This is a genomic window from Enterobacter sp. PP-008-ECC_S150, from assembly GCF_045257065.1.
In the GTDB taxonomy this organism is placed as follows: Bacteria; Pseudomonadota; Gammaproteobacteria; order Enterobacterales; family Enterobacteriaceae; genus Enterobacter; species Enterobacter chengduensis.
On sequence record NZ_JBJHHG010000010.1, the window covers coordinates 23,805 to 44,849 of the forward strand.

Annotated in this window: 16 protein-coding genes; 4 read left to right on the plus strand and 12 right to left on the minus strand. The window is 54.2% G+C overall.

Going from position 1 to position 21,045, the window contains the following annotated elements; translation table 11 throughout:
- Positions 1-2: 2 nt before the first annotated feature.
- The 9 genes from lpxK to ACJBF3_RS12575 all read right to left on the minus strand — a co-directional run bounded on the left by lpxK (position 3) and on the right by ACJBF3_RS12575 (position 11,648).
- Positions 3-980, minus strand: a complete 978-nt coding sequence (gene lpxK, locus ACJBF3_RS12535; RefSeq protein ID WP_045327240.1) for a tetraacyldisaccharide 4'-kinase — start codon at positions 978-980, stop codon at positions 3-5.
- Positions 977-2,725 carry a lipid A ABC transporter ATP-binding protein/permease MsbA gene (msbA, locus tag ACJBF3_RS12540; RefSeq protein ID WP_045327241.1) on the minus strand — a complete coding sequence of 583 codons (1,749 nt, stop codon included), beginning with the start codon at positions 2,723-2,725 and terminating at the stop codon, positions 977-979. Before msbA ends, lpxK begins: the two co-directional genes overlap by 4 nt.
- A 36-nt stretch (positions 2,726-2,761) precedes the next feature.
- Positions 2,762-5,026: a ComEC family protein gene (locus tag ACJBF3_RS12545; RefSeq protein WP_045327244.1), complete on the minus strand. Its 2,265-nt coding sequence runs from the start codon at positions 5,024-5,026 to the stop codon at positions 2,762-2,764.
- A 213-nt stretch (positions 5,027-5,239) separates the two neighbouring features.
- The gene (ihfB, locus tag ACJBF3_RS12550; protein ID WP_008499965.1) at positions 5,240-5,527 is read right to left on the minus strand and encodes an integration host factor subunit beta; all 288 of its coding nucleotides are present in this window, start codon (positions 5,525-5,527) and stop codon (positions 5,240-5,242) included.
- Between the two features lie 170 nt (positions 5,528-5,697).
- On the minus strand, positions 5,698-7,371 hold the full coding sequence (gene rpsA / locus ACJBF3_RS12555) for a 30S ribosomal protein S1 (RefSeq protein ID WP_008499966.1): 1,674 nt from the start codon (positions 7,369-7,371) through the stop codon (positions 5,698-5,700).
- Between the two features lie 111 nt (positions 7,372-7,482).
- Positions 7,483-8,166 (minus strand): (d)CMP kinase, encoded by a 684-nt coding sequence (gene cmk, locus ACJBF3_RS12560; protein WP_045327246.1) that lies wholly within the window; start codon positions 8,164-8,166, stop codon positions 7,483-7,485.
- Positions 8,167-8,351: 185 nt separating this feature from the next.
- Positions 8,352-9,635, minus strand: coding sequence for a 3-phosphoshikimate 1-carboxyvinyltransferase (gene aroA, locus ACJBF3_RS12565; protein WP_045327248.1), 1,284 nt, complete (start codon positions 9,633-9,635; stop codon positions 8,352-8,354).
- A gap of 69 nt (positions 9,636-9,704) precedes the next feature.
- Positions 9,705-10,793, minus strand: a complete 1,089-nt coding sequence (serC, locus tag ACJBF3_RS12570; RefSeq protein ID WP_045327250.1) for a 3-phosphoserine/phosphohydroxythreonine transaminase — start codon at positions 10,791-10,793, stop codon at positions 9,705-9,707.
- Positions 10,794-10,955: 162 nt separating this feature from the next.
- Entirely contained in the window at positions 10,956-11,648 is a 693-nt protein-coding gene (locus ACJBF3_RS12575; protein WP_045327252.1) for a DUF421 domain-containing protein, read from the minus strand.
- 127 nt (positions 11,649-11,775) lie between these two features.
- Here ACJBF3_RS12575 and ycaO point away from each other — a divergent pair, with 127 nt between their 5' ends.
- From ycaO to pflA, 4 genes are all read left to right on the plus strand, one after another.
- Positions 11,776-13,536, plus strand: a complete 1,761-nt coding sequence (gene ycaO, locus ACJBF3_RS12580) for a 30S ribosomal protein S12 methylthiotransferase accessory factor YcaO (RefSeq protein ID WP_045327254.1) — start codon at positions 11,776-11,778, stop codon at positions 13,534-13,536.
- A gap of 406 nt (positions 13,537-13,942) precedes the next feature.
- The gene (gene focA, locus ACJBF3_RS12585) at positions 13,943-14,800 is read left to right on the plus strand and encodes a formate transporter FocA (protein WP_008499974.1); all 858 of its coding nucleotides are present in this window, start codon (positions 13,943-13,945) and stop codon (positions 14,798-14,800) included.
- 51 nt (positions 14,801-14,851) lie between these two features.
- Complete coding sequence (gene pflB / locus ACJBF3_RS12590; protein WP_023332542.1) at positions 14,852-17,134, plus strand: formate C-acetyltransferase; 2,283 nt, start codon at positions 14,852-14,854, stop codon at positions 17,132-17,134.
- A gap of 202 nt (positions 17,135-17,336) precedes the next feature.
- A complete protein-coding gene (gene pflA, locus ACJBF3_RS12595; RefSeq protein ID WP_014883212.1) occupies positions 17,337-18,077 on the plus strand; it encodes a pyruvate formate lyase 1-activating protein in 741 nt (246 codons plus the stop codon).
- A 36-nt stretch (positions 18,078-18,113) separates the two neighbouring features.
- Here the strand turns inward: pflA and ACJBF3_RS12600 are convergent, their stop codons facing one another.
- From ACJBF3_RS12600 to ACJBF3_RS12610, 3 genes are all read right to left on the minus strand, one after another.
- Positions 18,114-18,635 (minus strand): anti-virulence regulator CigR family protein, encoded by a 522-nt coding sequence (locus ACJBF3_RS12600; RefSeq protein WP_045327257.1) that lies wholly within the window; start codon positions 18,633-18,635, stop codon positions 18,114-18,116.
- Between the two features lie 122 nt (positions 18,636-18,757).
- A complete protein-coding gene (locus ACJBF3_RS12605; RefSeq protein WP_045327258.1) occupies positions 18,758-19,906 on the minus strand; it encodes an MFS transporter in 1,149 nt (382 codons plus the stop codon).
- Positions 19,907-20,180: 274 nt separating this feature from the next.
- The gene (locus tag ACJBF3_RS12610) at positions 20,181-21,044 is read right to left on the minus strand and encodes a dimethyl sulfoxide reductase anchor subunit family protein (RefSeq protein ID WP_045327260.1); all 864 of its coding nucleotides are present in this window, start codon (positions 21,042-21,044) and stop codon (positions 20,181-20,183) included.
- Position 21,045: the final 1 nt, after the last annotated feature.

Below are 21,045 nucleotides of genomic sequence, written 5' to 3' on the forward strand. Positions count from 1 at the left end.
CTTTACTGCACTAACGCAATCAGTTCCTTGAGCAAATGTTCCGGCTGCTCGCCGCTAAGTTCAGCGTCAACCGGCAGATACCACCAGCTATCTTTCGCAAAGGCGCGGCATTTCACCGCATCTTTTTCGGTCATAATCAGCGTCTGCCCGGGTAGGGTCAGGGCGTCTACCTGCTCTTCCATCAGCGCCTGGTGGTCGGCCAGCGGAACGCATTTTTCTGGCCGGGCACCACACTGTTCCAGCGTCGCGAAAAAGCGCGGCGGGTGACCAATCCCCGCCATCGCCACCAGTGAAGGCAGTTCTGCAACCGACCGGCGTTCGCCCGTCACCAGGTTGATCGCCAGACCCGGCCGCAGCTGCATCGGGATTTCACCCGCGCTTGCCTCACCGCCGTTCACAATCACCGCATCGACGGAGTTAAGACGCGAAGCGCGTTCGCGCATGGGGCCAGCCGGCAGCCACCAGCCGTTACCCAAACGGCGAACGCCGTCGATGACGACAATCTCTTTGTCACGCGCCAGGGCGTAATGCTGCAGGCCATCGTCAGTGATAATGATTTGTACCGCGTGTTCGGCAAGCAGCGCCTGAACGGCGCCGCTGCGCGCCGGGGAGACCGCAACTGGCGCACCCGTACGCTGGAAAATAAGTACCGGTTCATCACCCGCTTCGGCGGTCGTGGTTTCCGCCGTCAGCAGCAGCGGGTAATGCGCCGCTTTACCGCCATATCCGCGCGAAACCACCCCGGGGCGAATACCGCGTTTTTGCAACTGCTCCACCAGCCAGATGACGACCGGCGTTTTACCGTTGCCACCCGCCGTAAGATTACCGACAACCACAACCGGTACCGGCGCGCGCCAGGCACGCTTGATCCCCAGACGGTAAAGCAGGCGGATAATGCCGCTCACCAGGCCGTAGAGCCAGGAGAGCGGCAAAAGCAGCAGCCACAGCGGGGATTCACCGGACCAGATGCGTGCAATCATTGGCCGAACTGCATCTTATGAAGCTGGGCGTAAACCCCGCGGTGCTCCAGCAAATCAGCATGGCTTCCGCGTTCAACGATGATGCCATCCTCAACCACAACGATTTCATCGGCCTGCTCGATAGTCGACAGGCGGTGGGCAATCACCAGCGAGGTACGGTTCTTTTGCAGCTCATCCAGCGCGGACTGAATGGCGCGTTCAGATTCGGTATCCAGCGCAGAGGTCGCTTCGTCCAGAATCAGAATCGGGCTGTCGCGCAGCAGCGCACGCGCTATGGCAATACGCTGACGCTGACCACCGGAGAGCAGCACCCCGTTCTCACCGATAATGGTGTCCAGACCGTTATCCATCTTGTTGATAAAGTCCATCGCATAGGCCATACGCGCCGCGTTCTCAATCTGCTCGCGGCTGTACTCATCCGTGCGCGCATAGGCAATGTTGTTGGCCACCGTATCGTTGAACAGGTGCACGTTCTGGGAGACCAGCGCCACCTGGTTACGCAGCGACTGCAGGGTATACTCCCGCAGGTCGTGACCGTCTAACAGGATCTCACCTTCGTTAATATCGTAGAAACGGGTGATCAGGCTGGCAATGGTCGATTTACCGGAGCCGGAACGGCCTACCAGCGCAACGGTTTTACCCGCCGGAATAGACAGGTTGATATTGCGCAGCGCAGGGGTTTCGCGACCAGGATAGGCGAAAGTGACGTTGCGGAATTCAACATCGCCACGGGCACGTTCAATTTCACGCGTACCTTCGTCTTTCTCTTGCTCGGAATCCAGAATGCTGAACAAGGTCTGGCAGGCGGCCATCCCGCGCTGGAACTGGGCGTTCACGTTCGTCAGAGATTTCAGCGGACGCATCAGGGCGATCATCGAGGAGAAGACCACGGTGATGGTCCCCGCCGTCAGGGTCTCCATCACGCTCGGGAAGCTTGCCGCATAGAGAACGAACGCCAGCGCCAGGGATGCAATCAGCTGAATAATCGGGTCAGAGATGGACGAGGCCGAGACCATTTTCATCCCCTGCAGACGCATCTTGTTGCTGACTTTATCAAAGCGTTTGGTTTCGACGTCCTGACCGCCGAAGATCAGCACTTCCTTATGCCCTTTCAGCATCTGTTCCGCACTGGTCGTCACCTGTCCCATGGTGTTCTGCATATTCTTACTGATATTGCGGAAGCGCTTGGAGACGACACGGATGGCAATAGAAACGATCGGTGCCAGAACGATAAGGATGATCGACAGCTGCCAGCTGTAGTAGAACATCATCGCAAACAGGCCGATGATTGACGCACCTTCACGCACAACGGTGATCAGCGCGCTTGAGGACGAGGAGGCAACCTGCTCGGAGTCGTAGGTAATACGGGAGAGCAGCGTCCCGGTAGACTGCTTGTCAAAGAATGAGACCGGCATGCCCATCATGTGGCTGAACAGCCGACGGCGCATGGTCATCACCACTTTCCCGGATACCCAGGAAATACAGTAGCTGGAAATATAGCTGGTGATGCCGCGTAAGATCATCAGCCCGATAACCACCAGCGGCATCCATAGCAGCACTGAGCGATCCGTTTTACCAAAACCGTCATCCAGTAACGGTTTGAGGAGCGATAACATAAAAGTATCGCTGGCTGCGTTGAGGATTAACGCTACGCCCGCCACGATCAAGCCTGCTTTAAAAGGTGCAATCATCGGCCAGAGTCGGCGGAAGGTTTGCCACGTGGAGAGATCTTTATCGTTATGCATTCAAAAAACCAGCATTCGTTGAAATAGCCGCATATTCTACCCGTTATCGACGGGCGCGCCAAACCACTGATGATACCAAACGGATAAAATTTGCTCTCGCAAGCGCCGGATTTGCCAGTGATGTTGCGAGAATGTCACCGATATTTGTCCAGAGTGAGGGGTATCGTGCCAGATATACCCCTCTTTTCGATAGCGTCGGACAACCTTTGCCGACGGGAAATGCCAGGCGTTATAGCGCGCCGCTGAATCCAGGGCGATCTGACCTTCTACCCGCTGTACCAGCGGCAGTGAAGACGAGGTATTGCTGCCATGATGGGGCACCTGGGTGAGCGTGGACGTGAGATAACGCCAGTAATGGCTAAGCATAGCCTGTTCCGCTTGCGCTTCAATGTCTCCGGTAAGCAGAACACTCTGTTCACCGTCGTCAATTTTAACCACGCAGGAGCGGTTATTTCCCTGGGCCGGGTAATTTGCAGGGGGCCAGTGGACGGTGAAGGTGAGCCCCTGCCATCTCCAGTTCTGCCCGCGAAAACAGGGGCGATGTCCCGCCAGGCGCAATGGGCTTCTTACCCATACCTCAGGCCATGCTTTTTGCAACGACGCGAGGCCTCCCGCATGGTCGAGATGCTCATGACTGAGGATCACGCCTTCCGGGCGGAGGTGATGCCAGCGAAGCCACGGGATAATCAGCCGCTGCGCGCTGTCCCCGTCCGGCCAGGCAAGCCCGGTATCATAGAGTATGGCTTTCCCCTGCCGCTCAATGACCATTGCCAGCCCCTGCCCCACGTCCAGCATATGCAGGGTCCAGCTCTCGTTTTTTGCCGTGCGCAAGAGGGGAAATGTCAGCAAGACGCTGCCTGCAAGACAAACGGCTGGAAGGATTTTCCAGGCACGAAAACGCCAGGCAATGATGCTCATCCACGGCAGCAACGCCATGTATTGCCAGCGCTGATCGACATTTTGCCAGCCGTCAGGCAGGCGCATCAGTAACCAGAAGAGTCCCGCAAGCGACTTATCGGCTGCAAACCAGACGATGCTTTCCAGCGTCGCTAGCGGTAGCAGATGGAGCAGCATACCGAGCAGGATCAGCGGCACGGAGACAAACGTCACCAGGGGCACGGCAAAGAGATTCGCTACCAGGGAAGAGAGGCTGAAACCATGAAAAATCAGAACCTGTAACGGCATGAGCAGCAGCAACATGCCGACCTGCAGATAAATCAGGTTCAGTAAAGGTCGTATACGTCGCGCCCGGTGCCAGTCGGGAAGCGGCAACCACTGAAACCAGAAAATCAGCGCGGCGACAGCAAAGGCAGACAAGAGCAGACTTTGCGAGAGTACGGCCAGCGGATCGCTTATCAGGATCGCCGCAATACAGCAAACCCATACCTGCCAGGGGGACCATTGACGGGCTGCGATCCGAAGCATTGCAATCACAGCAAGCGCGATAACCGTTCGTAGCGCAGGAGGTTGCAGCCCGGTAAGCCAGGCGTAGAAGGCGGCAAAGCACAGCCCGGCCAGGAGAGGCATTTGCCAGTGGATACGCTGGCTGGGCAAGAAAAACTGGAAACCACGGGCGAGTAGCCAGACGAGGGAGGCCGCCAGCGCGATATGCAGACCCGAAATCGCCATCAAATGCAGCGTCCCGGTTTCACGCATCAGGTCTTTTATCTCCCGGGGAACATTCAGGCGTTCACCCATTCCCAGCCCGAGGATAACCGCCCCCCATCGATAGGCTGACAGGCGGGTTTGCAATGACGCGAGATATTGCGCGCGCAGGCTGCAGCGCCCGTCGACGAGTTCAGCACGGGTGAAGCGCCCGCTCAGCGTTTGATGCTGAGCAAAAGCGCTGCGCTGAGAATCATAACCCCCGTCGTTCAGTTCGCCGTGGGCAGGCCTGAGCCTGAGCGTCATGTTCCAGCGTTGACCGGCACACGCTTTCTGTGGGAGATAATTGCCATACAGCGTGACGCCGGTTGATGCCCACCAGCGCTTGCCATCGACGCTGAGAATCCGTGCCTGATGCAGAGTGGCGCCATCGGTCGCAGCGATCGCTACCTCAGCCTGCACGGCGCCGGTGGTGAGATACTGCATCGGCCAGACGCTCTCCTGCGCGGCCAGAACGCCCCACACGCAAAATAACAGTGTGATACCGACATACTTTAGTCGCATGTTTCGCCGTGCGGCCAGCGCGATCCCGCCAACAATCATTATCCATACGGTATGACGTGATGGCAGTTCCGGTAACCAAAGTAACGGGGCTATCGCCAGAATGGCGCAGACACCCAGCGCGGGAATTCCCATTGCTACCTCCCTGTTCAGGTGGGCAGTATGAAAGCAGGCCGTGCGGGTTGTCAGATGACAAAAGTGTGTTTTACGGCGCGCGCTGTGATGTTTTTATTACCTTGCAGAAAATGAAACGAAAAATGCGGGGCATCTTCAGAATGACAGTGACAGGCACAAAAAAAGCACCCGCAGGTGCTTTCTTTCGAACCCAGTTTAACCGGCTGGTTAAACTCAGTTGCCGTAAATATTGGCGCGATCGCGCAGTTCTTTACCCGGTTTAAAGTGTGGAACGTACTTACCTTCCAGCTCGACTTTATCACCCGTTTTCGGGTTACGCCCGGTACGTGGAGCACGATAGTGCAGAGAAAAACTACCGAAACCGCGGATTTCAATGCGCTCGCCCTGGGCAAGAGTGGAAGCCATATGCTCCAGCATCTCTTTTACGGCATCTTCCACTGCCTTAGCAGGGATATGCGGTTGCTGACTGGCAAGTCTTTCAATCAATTCTGACTTGGTCATGATTCCTCCGGTTCCTTTCAAACCAATTAGCTGAACAGCTCATTAAACAAGGGCGGCCGTAGCCGCCCTTTGTTATTGATTACAGGACGAATCCTGCAATCTGTCAAGTTTGCTCCTCATCCTTCACGCTGTAAATGCATTACCGCGCAAATGATGCTGAGAACCTGATATTACTCGCCTTTAGCTGCTTTGAAAGCTTCAGCCATTGCGTTGTTAGAGAAGTTTGCATCTTCCTGTTTGTTAACAGTTGCGATTGCATCTTTCTCATCAGCTTCGTCTTTAGCACGAACAGACAGGCTGATTGCGCGGTTCTTACGGTCAACACCGGTGAACTTAGCTTCAACATCGTCGCCTACGTTCAGAACCAGAGTCGCATCTTCAACGCGGTCACGGGAAGCTTCAGAAGCGCGCAGGTAACCTTCAACGCCGTCAGCCAGTTCTACGGTTGCGCCTTTAGCGTCAACTGCAGTCACTTTACCGTTTACGATTGCGCCTTTCTTGTTCAGTGCAACCCAGTTGTTGAACGGATCTTCTGCGAGCTGTTTAACGCCCAGGGAGATACGCTCACGCTCTGCGTCAACCTGCAGAACAACTGCAGCGATTTCGTCGCCTTTTTTGTATTCACGAACTGCTTCTTCGCCTGCAACGTTCCAGGAGATGTCAGACAGGTGAACCAGGCCATCGATGCCGCCGTCCAGGCCGATGAAGATACCGAAGTCAGTGATAGACTTGATTTTACCTTCAACACGGTCACCCTTGTTGTGGGTTTCCGCGAACTGCTGCCATGGGTTGTTTTTGCACTGTTTCAGGCCCAGGGAGATACGACGACGTTCTTCGTCGATATCCAGAACCATCACTTCCACTACATCACCAACGTTAACAACTTTGGATGGGTGGATGTTTTTGTTGGTCCAGTCCATTTCGGAAACGTGTACCAGACCTTCAACGCCTTCTTCGATTTCAACGAAGCAGCCGTAGTCAGTCAGGTTGGTTACGCGACCAGTCAGTTTAGTACCTTCTGGGTAACGCTTAGCGATAGCTACCCATGGATCTTCGCCCAGTTGTTTCAGGCCGAGGGATACACGAGTACGCTCGCGGTCGAACTTCAGCACTTTAACAGTGATTTCGTCGCCCACGTTCACGATTTCGCTTGGGTGCTTAACGCGTTTCCACGCCATGTCGGTGATGTGCAGCAGGCCATCAACGCCGCCCAGGTCAACGAATGCGCCGTAGTCAGTGAGGTTCTTAACGATACCTTTGACTTCCATGCCTTCCTGCAGGTTTTCCAGCAGCTGATCGCGTTCTGCGCTGTTTTCGGATTCGATAACGGCACGACGGGATACAACAACGTTGTTACGCTTCTGGTCCAGCTTGATTACTTTGAACTCAAGCTCTTTGCCTTCCAGGTGCAGAGTGTCACGGACTGGACGAACGTCTACCAGTGAACCTGGCAGGAACGCACGAATACCATTCAGCTCAACAGTGAAGCCACCTTTAACTTTGCCGTTGATAACACCGACCACAGTTTCAGCTTCTTCGTAAGCTTTTTCCAGGGTGATCCATGCTTCGTGACGTTTCGCTTTCTCACGAGAAAGCAGGGTTTCACCGAAGCCGTCTTCTACTGCGTCCAGCGCAACGTCAACTTCGTCACCAACCTGGATTTCCAGCTCGCCCTGGGCGTTTTTGAACTGCTCTGCCGGAATGGCGGACTCAGATTTCAGACCGGCGTCAACCAGTACTACGTCTTTGTCGATAGCAACAACAACACCGCGAACGATGGAACCCGGGCGGGTTTCGATTTCTTTTAAGGATTCTTCAAACAGTTGAGCAAAAGATTCAGTCATGTTTAATCTTCAGGTTAATATTAACGTCCACCTGGCTCCGTGCCGGATGGGGTTGTTTCACATACCCGCCGTCAATCCATTGCAGCGGGGGTACTGCTAAATCGGTCGCGATTACGCGAGTGCCAGTTTTTGGCGCGCATATTGTAGCGCTTTTTCAATCACTTGCTCAATAGTTAAACTGGTTGAATCCAGAACTAACGCATCTTCTGCGGGAACAAGTGGGGCGACGGCGCGGTTACGATCGCGGTCATCGCGCTCTTTTATCTCGGATAAAAGGCGATCAAAGTTAACACTAAACCCCTTTTCCTGCAACTGAAGCATGCGGCGTTGAGCACGTTCTTCCGAAGAGGCGTCAAGGAAAATTTTCACCGGTGCATCAGGGAACACCACGGTTCCCATATCGCGTCCGTCCGCAATCAACCCCGGGGCTTCACGGAACGCGCGCTGACGACGTAATAGCGCCTCACGAACGCGCGGGAAAGCCGCCACCTGAGAGGCCGCATTGGCCACTTCCTGAGTACGGATTTCCCCGCTCACGTCTTCCCCTTCAAGGATGACTTCCAGGTTGCCATTGGTTGACACGAAACGCACATCCAGATGCGCAGCCAGCGGAACCAGCGCTTCTTCAGACGCCACGTCCACATGATGATGCAGCGCAGCCAGCGCCAGCACGCGATAGATTGCTCCCGAATCTAAAAGATGCCATTGCAATGCTTCCGCCATCGCTTTGCACAGAGTCCCTTTCCCTGCGCCACTCGGCCCATCAATGGTGATTACCGGGGCAACTGCCGTCATCTTTTTCTCCTTAAATAAGGCATACCGTTTACATGAACGCCGCGCATTATACGCGCCAACGTGCGCAACTGTTACCTTTGCGTGCAAATTACGGAATGATTGAAGCAGAGTGTAGAAGAAATGAGCGGAGACGTGCGTAATGAAGCGTAAGCAAATGCCGCATCGGGTGATGCGGCAATACGTTATCAGGCTAGCGTGCTAATGCGTGCCAGCTGTTCGAAGTAGTCCGGGAAGGTTTTCGCGGTACATTTCGGGTCAAGAATGGTGACAGGCGTGTCCGACAGCGCCACCAGCGAGAAGCACATTGCCATGCGGTGATCGTTGTAGGTGCCAATTTCCGCAAACTGCAGTTTTTTCGGAGGGGTCACGCGAATGTAGTCCTCGCCCTCTTCCACCTCGGCACCCACCTTACGTAATTCGGTGGCCATTGCGAACAGGCGGTCCGTCTCTTTGACGCGCCAGTTGTAGATGTTACGCAGCGTGGTCGTGCCTTTGGCAAACAGCGCCGCCGTGGCAATGGTCATCGCCGCATCCGGGATATGGTTCATGTCCATGTCGATGGCGTTCAGCTCGCCATGGGTACAGGAGATGAAGTCGTCGCCCCAGGTGACTTTGGCGCCCATTTTTTCCAGCACGTCCGCAAAACGGATGTCGCCCTGCACGCTGTTACGGCCAATACCGGTCACTTTAACCTTGCCGCCTTTAATCGCCCCTGCGGCCAGGAAGTAGGACGCGGATGAGGCATCCCCTTCAACAAGGTAGTTGCCCGGAGACTGATACTGCTGCGCCCCGCGCACAATAAAGCGCTGATAAGACTGGTTTTCCACCTCAACGCCGAAGGTTTTCATCAGGTGCAGCGTGATATCAATGTACGGTTTGGAGACCAGCTCGCCTTTAATCGTGATAACCGTGTCCTGCGGGGCCAGCGGCGCGGTCATCAGCAGCGCCGTGAGGAACTGGCTGGAGACGCTGCCGTCAACCTCGACGTGACCGCCGGTAAAGCCCCCGCGCAGACGCAGTGGCGGATAGTTTTCCTGCTCCAGATACGCAATCTGCGCGCCGCCCTGACGCAGGGCATCCACCAGGTGACCAATTGGACGCTCTTTCATGCGCGGCTCGCCGGTCAGCACGATGTTGTTACTGCCCAGACACAGCGCTGCCGCCAGCGGACGCATCGCGGTACCCGCATTCCCCAGAAACAGCTCAAGATCTTCGCCCGAGCGCAGCGCGCCGCCGTTGCCGGTCACTTCACAGCGGGTACGATCGTCGGAGAGAGTGTAATGAACGCCCAACGCTTTCAGCGCATTGAGCATATGGCGCACGTCATCGCTGTCCAGCAGGTTTGTAAGGACGGTGGTGCCGTTTGCCAGAGCTGCCAGCAGCAGAGCGCGGTTCGAGACACTTTTTGAACCAGGCAGATTAATGGTGCCATCTACCCGCGCGATAGGTTGTAACGTCAGGGATTCCATGAAAACTAAACTCTCAACTCAACATAATAAAAACCCCGCAGGGATGCTGCGGGGGTGAAAAACAGCACATTAACCGTGACGACGTTCGAAGTCGATCATGAAATCCGTCAGGGCCTTAACGCCTTCCAGCGGCATCGCGTTATAGATGGAAGCACGCATGCCGCCAACAACACGGTGACCTTTAAGCGCGTGCAGGCCTGCCGCGAAGGACTCTTCCAGGAACACTTTATCCAGGTTGCTGTCCGCCAGCTGGAACGGCACGTTCATGCGGGAACGGTTCGCTTTCGCCACATCGTTGCGGTAGAAATCGCTCTTGTCGATCACGCCATACAGCAGTTCGGCTTTCTGCTGATTCACCTTGTCCATCTGCGCCACGCCGCCGTTTTGCTTCAGCCATTTGAAGACCAGTCCAGAGAGGTACCACGCAAACGTCGGCGGGGTGTTGAACATAGAGTCATTATCGTTCAGCACGGTGTAATCGAGAATGGACGGGCAGGATGTATGCGCTTTACCCAGCAGGTCTTCACGCACGACGACGATAGTCAAACCGGCCGGACCGATATTTTTCTGCGCGCCGGCATAGATCACACCGTAGCGGCTGACGTCAATGGGCGCAGAGAGTATGGTGGAGGAGAAGTCGGCGGCAACCACGACATCGCTGCCGAAGTCTGGCGTTTCGTCGATGGCGATCCCGTCGATGGTTTCGTTCGGGCAGTAGTGCAGATACGCTGCGTTATCAGAGAGCTGCCACTCGCGCATTGGCTTCACGGCGCGCAGACCGTCAACGGTCACTTTGGCGTCGATCACATTCGGCGCGCAGTATTTATGCGCTTCTTTAATGGCGCTTGCCGCCCAGTAGCCCGCGTCAACGTAGTCAGCCGTTGTTTTATCACCGAGGATATTCAGCGGAACGCCAGCAAACTGGCCGCGCCCGCCACCGTGACAGAACAATACTTTGTAGTTGGAGGGGATATTCAGCAGATCGCGAAAATCCTTTTCTGCCTCTTCCGCCACCTGAATAAACTCTTTACCCCGGTGGCTGATTTCCATCACCGACGTACCGAGACCGTTCCAGTCACAAAGTTCCTGTTGAGCCTGTTTAAGCACGTCTGCCGGTAACATTGCCGGACCTGAACTGAAATTAAAGACCTGAGCCATTTCCCCTCACCACGCTAAAAGCCATAAGTTATAACTGTGGATATCGGTTTTATCATTCAGTGACACGCGCCGCAATGTCTAAAACTGATGACCGGGGAAATGTGCCCTGCGTCACACAAAACAATCTGCCGCCTCGCTAAGACAAAACCGACAAAATGGCTGTCAGCTGATACGTTTGGCCCGACTAACCTTCGTCCATTCCGGATTTGCACAGCGGGGGCATAATTGACGTTCCCCCGGCTGCATCGCAACCACATGGCTGCATCTTACGCAAGCATACTCGCCTGATTCCGGTACGGTTCTGAAACGCTCGATGAGCATATCCGGCAGGATACACAGTCCCGGCTTCACCTCGTCGTCAGAATAGTAATAGACGCTGATCTGCCCGTTGGTTTCCATGATCGCAAGACGCACCTGCCCGAGCTGTTCAACGCTGTTCAGGCGGAGCTCCATAAAGAACTCAAACTCCGTCATATTGGCGCTTCGTACATTATCCCAGGCCAGCTGTCCGTCCTCGACGATCACGACCGGCTTCCCTTCAAGCAAATCTTCCAGCTTCTCGCTTTTCGACATCAGCCACATGACAAGACGATAAAGCAGCGCCAGTGAAACAAAAACGACGAAGACCGGCACCATCGGCACATCGTCATAAAAGGCGACGTCTCCCGCCGCTGACCCCAGCGTCAGGATGATCAACACCTCAAAGAGCGACATTTGCCGTACGCCGCGACGGCCGGTGATTTTAAGAAACAGGAAGACGAGTACGAAGGTATACAGGCTGCGCAGCGCCACTTCGCCCAGAAATTCAGGAGGAACTTTATCAAACGCCATCCGATGAAGATCAAATGCTTTCATTTTTCTATGCCTTAACAGTCAGTTACTGCCACTAAGCATAGCCCAGCCATTTATTTTCGCCGAAGATAGCACCCGTCACGCAAAACCCGTATCATTGCGCGCTTTACGTACGATAAAAGTGAACGCCATGACTCAAACGTTTATCCCCGGCAAAGACGCCGCTCTGGAAGATTCCATCGCTCGCTTCCAGCAGAAATTGACCGACCTGGGTTTTAACATCGAAGAAGCCTCCTGGCTCAATCCGGTGCCTCATGTCTGGTCCGTGCATATTCGCGATAAAGACTGTGCCCTGTGCTTTACCAACGGTAAAGGCGCGACAAAAAAAGCGGCACTGGCCTCCGCGCTGGGTGAGTATTTTGAGCGTCTGTCCACCAACTACTTCTTCGCTGACTTCTGGCTGGGCGAAACCATCGCGAACGGCCCGTTCGTGCACTATCCGAACGAAAAATGGTTCCCGCTGACCGAAGACGACGAACTGCCGGAGGGCATTCTGGATCCGCGCCTGCGCGCCTTTTACGATCCGGAAAACGAGCTGACCGCCAGCATGCTGATCGACCTGCAGTCAGGTAATGAAGAGCGGGGGATCTGCGCCCTGCCGTTCACCCGCCAGTCGGATGAACAGACCGTCTATATCCCGATGAACATCGTCGGCAACCTGTACGTATCCAACGGGATGTCCGCCGGAAACACCCGTAACGAAGCGCGCGTTCAGGGACTGTCTGAAGTGTTTGAGCGCCATATTAAAAACCGCATTATTGCCGAATCTATCAGCCTGCCTGAAATTCCGGCAGAGGTGCTGGCGCGCTACCCGGGCGTGGTGGAATCCATCGCCAAGCTGGAAGCAGAAGGTTTCCCAATCTTTGCGTATGACGGCTCGCTGGGCGGCAAGTATCCAGTGATCTGCGTCGTGCTGTTTAACCCGACCAACGGCACCTGCTTCGCCTCCTTCGGCGCGCACCCGGACTTCGGCGTGGCGCTGGAGCGTACCGTTACCGAACTGCTTCAGGGCCGTAGCCTGAAAGATCTCGACGTGTTTACGCCGCCAACGTTTGACGATGAAGAAGTGGCCGAGCATACCAACCTCGAAACGCACTTCATCGATTCCAGCGGCCTGATCTCCTGGGATATGTTCAAGCAGGACGCGGACTATCCGTTCGTGGACTGGAGCTTTGCGGGTACCACTGAAGAAGAGTTCGCCACCTTAATGGCCATCTTTGAAGCGGAAGACCAGGAAGTTTACATCGCGGATTACGAACACCTGGGCGTCTACGCGTGCCGCATTATTGTTCCGGGCATGTCCGACATCTATCCGGCCGAAGATCTGTGGCTGGCGAATAACAGCATGGGTGCGCACCTGCGCGAAACGCTCCTGTCCCTGCCGGGCAGCGAGTGGGAGAAAGAAGATTATCTGAACCTGATCGCCCAGCTGGACGAAGAAGGTGACGATGACTTCACCCGCGTGCGTGAACTGCTGGGTCTGGCAACCGGAAAAGACAACGGCTGGTATACCCTGCGCATTGGCGAGCTGAAGGCCATGCTGGCGCTGGCAGGCGGCGACCTAGATCAGGCGCTTGCGTGGACGGAATGGACGATGGAATTCAACCAGTCCGTCTTCTCTGCCGAGCGCACTAACTACTACCGCTGCCTGCAGACGCTGCTGCTGCTCTCTCAGGAAGAAGACCGCGAGCCGCTGCAGTATCTTAATGCCTTCGTGCGTATGTACGGCGCAGAGGCGGTAGAAGCCGCCAGCGCGGCGCTGAGCGGTGAAGAGCCATTCTACGGTTTGCAGGCTGTCGACAGCGACCTTCACGCCTTCCCGGCGCATCAGTCGTTGCTGAAAGCCTATGAGAAGCTGCAGAAAGCAAAAGCCGCTTACTGGTCAAAATAAGCGCACATAACATTACCAGCAGTAGGCGTATTCAATCGTCTGGGCTATATTACGGGGCAATTTCATTGCCCCGTTTTTTATTTTCTTCGGCAATGACTGTTGATTGTAATAATAAAGTTAAACATGGGTAAATATAATAATATTCACCTGGGCTTTACTGTTACTTTTTATGGTTAATACTCCATATTAATTAACTGTTTCAGAGGTGGCTGAACGAAAAAATTCAACTCTTTTCATAACTTTTAAAATTTATTTTTATACGGATAATCAAATACTTACTCCGCATTTGTCGTAAAACCATACACACTGCGGGCCTATAAGCCAGGCGAGATATGATCTATATCAATTTCTCTTCTATAATGCTTTGTTAGTATCTCGTCGCCGACTTAATAAAGAGAGAGTTAGTGTGAAAGCTGACAACCCTTTTGATCTTTTACTCCCCGCCGCGATGGCCAAAGTGGCCGAAGAAGCGGGTGTCTATAAAGCAACGAAACACCCGATGAAGACGTTCTATCTGGCGATCACGGCTGGTGTGTTCATCTCTATCGCTTTCGTCTTCTACATCACCGCCACCACCGGTACCGCCGGAATGCCTTTCGGCATGGCCAAACTGATTGGCGGCATTTGCTTCTCACTGGGTCTGATTCTCTGCGTCATCTGCGGCGCCGACCTCTTCACCTCAACGGTGCTGATTGTCGTGGCAAAGGCCAGCGGAAGGATTACCTGGGGTCAACTGGCACGTAACTGGCTTAACGTCTACGTGGGTAACCTGGTTGGCTGTCTTCTCTTTGTTTTGTTGATGTGGCTTTCTGGCGAGTACATGACCGCCAACGGCGGCTGGGGCCTCAACGTCCTGCAAACCGCCGACCACAAAATGCACCACACATTTATCGAAGCCGTTGCTCTTGGCATCCTCGCAAACCTGATGGTCTGCCTGGCTGTATGGATGAGCTACTCGGGTCGTAGCCTGATGGACAAAGCCTTAATTATGGTTCTGCCGGTTGCGATGTTTGTTGCCAGCGGCTTTGAGCACAGTATCGCGAATATGTTCATGATCCCAATGGGCATTGTTATCCGCGACTTTGCGAGCCCGGAGTTCTGGACCGCAGTTGGTTCATCCCCGGAAAGTTTCTCTCACCTGACTATTATGAATTTCATTACTGATAACCTGATCCCTGTCACTATCGGGAACATTATCGGTGGGGGTCTGTTAGTTGGGTTGACATACTGGGTCATTTACCTGCGTGGCGACGATCATCATTGATGGTTTTCTCAGGCAGTAAATAAAAAATCCACTTAAGAAGGTAGGTGTTACATGTCCGAGCTTAATGAAAAGTTAGCCACAGCCTGGGAAGGTTTTGCGAAAGGTGACTGGCAGAATGAAGTCAACGTCCGTGACTTTATTCAGAAAAACTATACCCCGTATGAAGGTGACGAATCCTTCCTGGCTGGCGCCACTGACGCGACCACCAAGCTGTGGGACAGCGTAATGGAAGGCGTTAAACTGGAAAACCGCACTCACGCGCCAGTTGATTTTGACACCTCCGTTGCTTCCACCATCACTTCTCACGATGCTGGCTATATCAACAAAGCCCTTGAGAAAATCGTTGGTCTGCAGACTGAAGCACCACTGAAACGCGCAATCATCCCGTTCGGTGGTATCAAAATGGTTGAAGGTTCCTGCAAAGCGTATAACCGCGAGCTGGATCCAATGCTGAAAAAAATCTTCACCGAATACCGCAAAACCCACAACCAGGGCGTATTCGATGTTTACACCAAAGACATTCTGAACTGCCGTAAGTCTGGCGTTCTGACCGGTCTGCCAGATGCGTATGGCCGTGGCCGTATCATCGGTGACTACCGTCGCGTTGCGCTGTACGGTATCGACTTCCTGATGAAAGACAAGTACGCGCAGTTTGTTTCCTTGCAGTCCGATCTGGAAAACGGCGTAAACCTGGAAGCGACTATCCGTCTGCGTGAAGAGATTGCTGAACAGCACCGTGCGCTGGGTCAGATCAAAGAGATGGCGGCGAAATATGGCTGCGATATCTCTGGTCCGGCTACCAACGCTCAGGAAGCTATCCAGTGGACCTACTTCGGCTACCTGGCCGCGGTTAAGTCTCAGAACGGCGCAGCAATGTCCTTCGGTCGCGTATCCACCTTCCTGGATGCCTACATCGAACGTGACCTGAAAGCAGGCAAAATCACCGAGCAAGACGCTCAGGAAATGATTGACCACCTGGTCATGAAACTGCGTATGGTTCGCTTCCTGCGTACCCCAGAATACGATGAGCTGTTCTCCGGTGACCCAATCTGGGCTACTGAATCTATCGGCGGTATGGGCGTTGACGGCCGTACTCTGGTAACCAAAAACAGCTTCCGCTTCCTGAATACCCTGTACACCATGGGTCCTTCTCCGGAGCCGAACATCACCGTTCTGTGGTCTGAAAAACTGCCTCTGAACTTCAAGAAATTCGCCGCTAAAGTGTCCATCGACACCTCTTCTCTGCAGTACGAGAACGATGACCTGATGCGTCCGGACTTCAACAACGACGATTACGCTATCGCTTGCTGCGTAAGCCCAATGGTTGTTGGTAAACAAATGCAGTTCTTCGGTGCGCGTGCAAACCTGGCGAAAACCATGCTGTACGCTATCAACGGCGGCGTTGATGAAAAACTGAAAATGCAGGTTGGTCCTAAGTCTGAGCCAATCAAAGGCGACGTGCTGAACTATGACGAAGTCATGGAACGTATGGATCACTTCATGGACTGGCTGGCGAAACAGTACGTCACTGCGCTGAACGTTATCCACTACATGCACGACAAGTACAGCTACGAAGCTTCTCTGATGGCGCTGCACGACCGTGACGTTATCCGCACCATGGCGTGTGGTATCGCAGGTCTGTCCGTTGCTGCTGACTCCCTGTCTGCAATCAAATATGCGAAAGTTAAACCCATTCGTGACGAAGACGGCCTGGCCGTAGACTTCGAAATCGAAGGCGAATATCCGCAGTTTGGTAACAACGATTCTCGCGTTGATGACATGGCGGTTGACCTGGTAGAACGTTTCATGAAGAAAATTCAGAAACTCACTACCTACCGTAACGCTATCCCGACTCAGTCTGTTCTGACCATCACCTCTAACGTGGTGTATGGTAAGAAAACCGGTAACACCCCAGACGGTCGTCGTGCTGGCGCGCCATTCGGCCCAGGTGCTAACCCAATGCACGGTCGTGACCAGAAAGGTGCAGTTGCCTCTCTGACTTCCGTTGCTAAACTGCCGTTTGCTTACGCGAAAGATGGTATCTCTTACACCTTCTCTATCGTGCCAAACGCGCTGGGTAAAGATGACGAAGTTCGTAAGACTAACCTGGCAGGCCTGATGGATGGTTACTTCCACCACGAAGCGTCCATCGAAGGTGGTCAGCACCTGAACGTGAACGTCATGAACCGTGAAATGCTGCTCGACGCGATGGAACACCCTGAGAAATATCCTCAGCTGACCATCCGCGTATCTGGCTACGCAGTACGTTTTAACTCCCTGACTAAAGAACAGCAGCAGGACGTTATCACCCGTACTTTCACTCAGTCCATGTAAGTGGAATTGACTGAAATCACGCGTTAAAAGGCGTACAATAAAGGCTCCACGCAAGTGGGGCCTTTTTAACACCCTCGCTTTATCAGTCTCTTTTGTCCGCTATCTATACTGAATGGATAACAGCCAAAACAGACTCGACATAGCCTTTGAGCTGTGCATCTACATAGGCCCCGGATGGGCCAAATTCGGAGATATCACCGCAATGTCAACTATTGGTCGCATTCACTCCTTTGAATCCTGTGGCACCGTCGATGGCCCGGGCATCCGCTTTATCACCTTCTTCCAGGGCTGCCTGATGCGCTGCCTGTACTGCCACAACCGCGACACCTGGGACACCCACGGCGGTAAAGAAGTCACCGTTGAAGACCTGATGAAAGAGGTGGTGACCTACCGTCACTTTATGAACGCGTCCGGCGGCGGCGTGACCGCCTCCGGTGGCGAAGCCATTCTTCAGGCTGAATTTGTCCGCGACTGGTTCCGCGCCTGCCGCAAAGAAGGCATTCATACCTGCCTCGACACCAACGGCTTTGTGCGCCGCTACGATCCGGTCATTGACGAGCTGCTTGAAGTGACCGATCTGGTGATGCTCGACCTCAAACAGATGAACGATGAGATCCACCAGAACCTGGTTGGCGTGTCAAACCACCGTACGCTGGAGTTTGCCAAATATATTGCCGATAAAGGCATTAAAACCTGGATCCGCTACGTGGTGGTGCCAGGCTGGTCAGATGACGATGACTCCGCGCACCGCCTGGGTGAATTTACCCGCGACATGGGCAACGTCGAGAAAATTGAGCTTCTGCCCTATCACGAGCTGGGTAAACACAAATGGGTGGCCATGGGTGAAGAGTACAAGCTTGATGGCGTGAAGCCGCCGAAAAAAGAGACGATGGAACGCGTCAAAGGTATTCTTGAGCAGTACGGCCACAAGGTCATGTATTAAAGAACAGGCCCGGTGAGAACCGGGCCTTTTTATATTCTATTTAAAGACGCCGTTAATAATGGACGTCACAATCGCAGTACTCAGCGCAATTAAGACCAGGTCGTCACCCACTACCCGCCATTCATAGCCCGGATAGGAAGGAAGCTGACCCAGCATAGAGGCCGGCACGGTTTTCTTCGCAATACCCGGAGGCAGTGGTTTACCGCGCGCCAGGTTTTTTGCGATCCCCGGAGGCAGAGACTTATAGCCCGTTAAGCCGTAATTCAGCGCCAGATGACGGGCACGATCGAAACTCACGCGAGCATCGACATCGTTACCGACATCTTTGCTGTTTTTAACGCTCTTATTCGAATTGCCAGGGTTATCCTGACCGTTATTTTGCTTACTACCATGGTTACCAGAATTCCCGTTACCATGATTGCCGCTGTTACCCTGTCCGCCACCGTTTCCGTGACCATTGCCATTCCCGTTTCCAGGATTAGCCATGACCGGAGCCGTTGCAAACGTTAAAGACAACACTACGGCAAGTGCGGTAGTGGAAAAACGACGAATAGACATGATTGCTGCCTTAAGTGGTAGGACTCACATGAATTATCGTCTGGCGCAATAAACAAACAATAAGTAAAACTCTTAGTTGTGATGGGGACAAAAAAGCCTGTCATTGACAGGCTTTTATTTAATCAGGCATGTGCCACAGGCGTTGGATGCTCGCCCGCTTTGCGCAGCAGCATTAAGAGATAAATAAACGACACGCTGGCGATCATGATAAACAGTAAATTATCGGAGTAATTCTGCATCAGCATCGCGGTAAACGTCGGCCCTAATAAGCTGCCGATGGTATAGCTCAGCAACAGCGCCTGGTTCATTGCCACCAGCTGGTGATGCTCGACTTTCTCACAGGCCCAGGCCATCGCCACCGGATAGAGCGTAAAGCCGGCCGCCCCGAGAATGAACAGCGCAGGCGCCATCGCGGCGTTGCTGAGCATGGCAAGACAGCCCATGATCACCACGAAAACCTGAACGCGAAGCACCAGCAGACGGCCAAAGCGGTCCGCCAGGCGGCCAATCGGCCACTGTCCGACAATACCCGCACTCACCATGACCGCCATCCAGAAACCGATGCCGGAATCGCTGACGCCCTGATGATTCAGATAGAGCGGCATCAGGCCATAGAGCGAGCCGAGTACAATCCCGGAGATAATGCAGCCGTTAACGCCCAGACGCGCCTGACGCAGTCTCAGCATCGGCCAGACGTGGGTCGCTTCCTGGTGCTCGCTGTTCTGGTTCACAATGCGCGTGAAGAGCAGCGGCAGGATCGCGGCCAGCACCATGCCCGTCACCCACGGCAGAACGCTCATCAGGTCGGTTGGCAGCTTGCTGACCATCAGTTGACCCAGCACGGTGCCGACGTAATAAACCATCATATAGGCAGCCAGCAGGCGTCCACGGTTGCGGGAAGTACCGCTGCACATCAGCGCACTTTCAACCACCACCCAAATCATCGCGCAGCCTACGCCAGCGATAAAGCGCCATGCCATCCAGCTCCAGAAGCCGACCATCAGTCCCAGCCCGGCACATCCGGCGCCGAAAATCAGCGAAGCCAGATAATAGCTGCGATTAAAGCCAAAGCGTTTAATCAGGTTACCGGTCACCAGCGTACCCAGCAGGTTGCCGGTAAAAAAGGACGAGCTGACCATACCCACCTGCCAGGTCGGTAAGTTTTCATGGGCGAGCCACAGCGGGACGAGCGTATTTAACACTGCGATCGCCAGGGTCAACAAAAGCAGGCCACAGAGCAACAGCAGCACTGGCCGGGTATAGGTGGTCATGGATTAAAAACCGTGCGGAAGTTCAGATTTCGTGCGCATCATGCCACTGGCAAAAACAAAGTCAATCCACGGATTTAGCCGCCTCGCACAATATGTTCCCTGTCGATTTAAAAAACTTATCCTGCTAATGCCACGCCTGCTATAGATATTAATTATGTCTCTGTTTTCATTTATTAATGGGTAAAATTAAAACAAAACGACAGTCGAAAAATTTCATGATCGAAAAAGAAAAAGCCGGGCACTCAGGCCCGGCTTGATATAACCAAAAGCAGCGTTAGCTGGCGACAGCCATACCTACAGTCATATGCAACCCGTAGAACACGCCGCGGCCAATCAGCTCACCCGCCAGGACCAGCACAAAAGCCAGTGACAGCAGCGGCAGCGCGGGCTGATAGCCCTTGAGCTGAGGAGCGATCCAGAATACCAGCGCGGCGACCAGCAAAACGATGCGCCAGGCCATCAGAGCACCGTAGTCCGGCACCAGGGCAGAAGCCTGCTGGATAGAGCTGTGAATGGTTGCCAGCTCGGCCCCCTGCATCAGGGCGACTATCGCACTCACCACCAGCGCCAGCAGCGAAACCGCGGGCAGCAAACGCATTGCCCAGCCGTCTACTCCCGCCACGCGCAGCAGCAGGTAGCCAAGCAGCGGCCCGCCGATAAACATCGTCAGGAAGAAGCTCATCGGCGTCCAGACGCTGTACCAGGTTGGAACGGTGTCGATGGTGTTATAGACGCGCACCATCATCCAAACGAACACCACGCCCAGAACCATGGTTACGATCAGCCACAGGCTGCGCAGCCCCGCCGGCAGCTTCTTCAATGCGGCCAGCAGCCAGCCCAGCCCACCGACGGCAAAGAAAATTGCCCCGCTGGCAATCTCGTTACTGAGGGACGATGCCCCCACGCGGTTCAGAGAGTTAAACGCGCGCATCGGTGAACCCAGGTGCAGCGTAGAAGCGATAAAGCCAATCCCCATCAGCACCCACAGGCCAAACATGCTCAACACTAAACGCTGCTGCTGTTCGGCATTGAGGTTCCCTTTTAACAGCGCCAGCGCGAGCACAATGAAGCCGCCCGCCACGCACTGACCAAAGACCGTGAAGATCATCAGCGGCCATTCATGCCATCCACTTCCCATC

Excerpts from the sequence above, each read along its gene's own strand:
- ACJBF3_RS12575 (WP_045327252.1), bottom strand. The coding sequence starts at position 11,648 with ATGAAAGCATTTGATCTTCATCGGATGGCGTTTGATAAAGTTCCTCCT.
- ACJBF3_RS12600 (WP_045327257.1), bottom strand. The coding sequence starts at position 18,635 with ATGTCTATTCGTCGTTTTTCCACTACCGCACTTGCCGTAGTGTTGTCT.
- msbA (WP_045327241.1), bottom strand. The coding sequence starts at position 2,725 with ATGCATAACGATAAAGATCTCTCCACGTGGCAAACCTTCCGCCGACTC.
- ACJBF3_RS12610 (WP_045327260.1), bottom strand. The coding sequence starts at position 21,044 with ATGGGAAGTGGATGGCATGAATGGCCGCTGATGATCTTCACGGTCTTT.
- cmk (WP_045327246.1), bottom strand. The coding sequence starts at position 8,166 with ATGACGGCAGTTGCCCCGGTAATCACCATTGATGGGCCGAGTGGCGCA.
- ACJBF3_RS12545 (WP_045327244.1), bottom strand. The coding sequence starts at position 5,026 with ATGGGAATTCCCGCGCTGGGTGTCTGCGCCATTCTGGCGATAGCCCCG.
- ACJBF3_RS12605 (WP_045327258.1), bottom strand. The coding sequence starts at position 19,906 with ATGACCACCTATACCCGGCCAGTGCTGCTGTTGCTCTGTGGCCTGCTT.
- ihfB (WP_008499965.1), bottom strand. The coding sequence starts at position 5,527 with ATGACCAAGTCAGAATTGATTGAAAGACTTGCCAGTCAGCAACCGCAT.
- aroA (WP_045327248.1), bottom strand. The coding sequence starts at position 9,635 with ATGGAATCCCTGACGTTACAACCTATCGCGCGGGTAGATGGCACCATT.
- lpxK (WP_045327240.1), bottom strand. The coding sequence starts at position 980 with ATGATTGCACGCATCTGGTCCGGTGAATCCCCGCTGTGGCTGCTGCTT.
- rpsA (WP_008499966.1), bottom strand. The coding sequence starts at position 7,371 with ATGACTGAATCTTTTGCTCAACTGTTTGAAGAATCCTTAAAAGAAATC.
- serC (WP_045327250.1), bottom strand. The coding sequence starts at position 10,793 with ATGGCTCAGGTCTTTAATTTCAGTTCAGGTCCGGCAATGTTACCGGCA.
- ycaO (WP_045327254.1), top strand. The coding sequence starts at position 11,776 with ATGACTCAAACGTTTATCCCCGGCAAAGACGCCGCTCTGGAAGATTCC.
- pflB (WP_023332542.1), top strand. The coding sequence starts at position 14,852 with ATGTCCGAGCTTAATGAAAAGTTAGCCACAGCCTGGGAAGGTTTTGCG.
- pflA (WP_014883212.1), top strand. The coding sequence starts at position 17,337 with ATGTCAACTATTGGTCGCATTCACTCCTTTGAATCCTGTGGCACCGTC.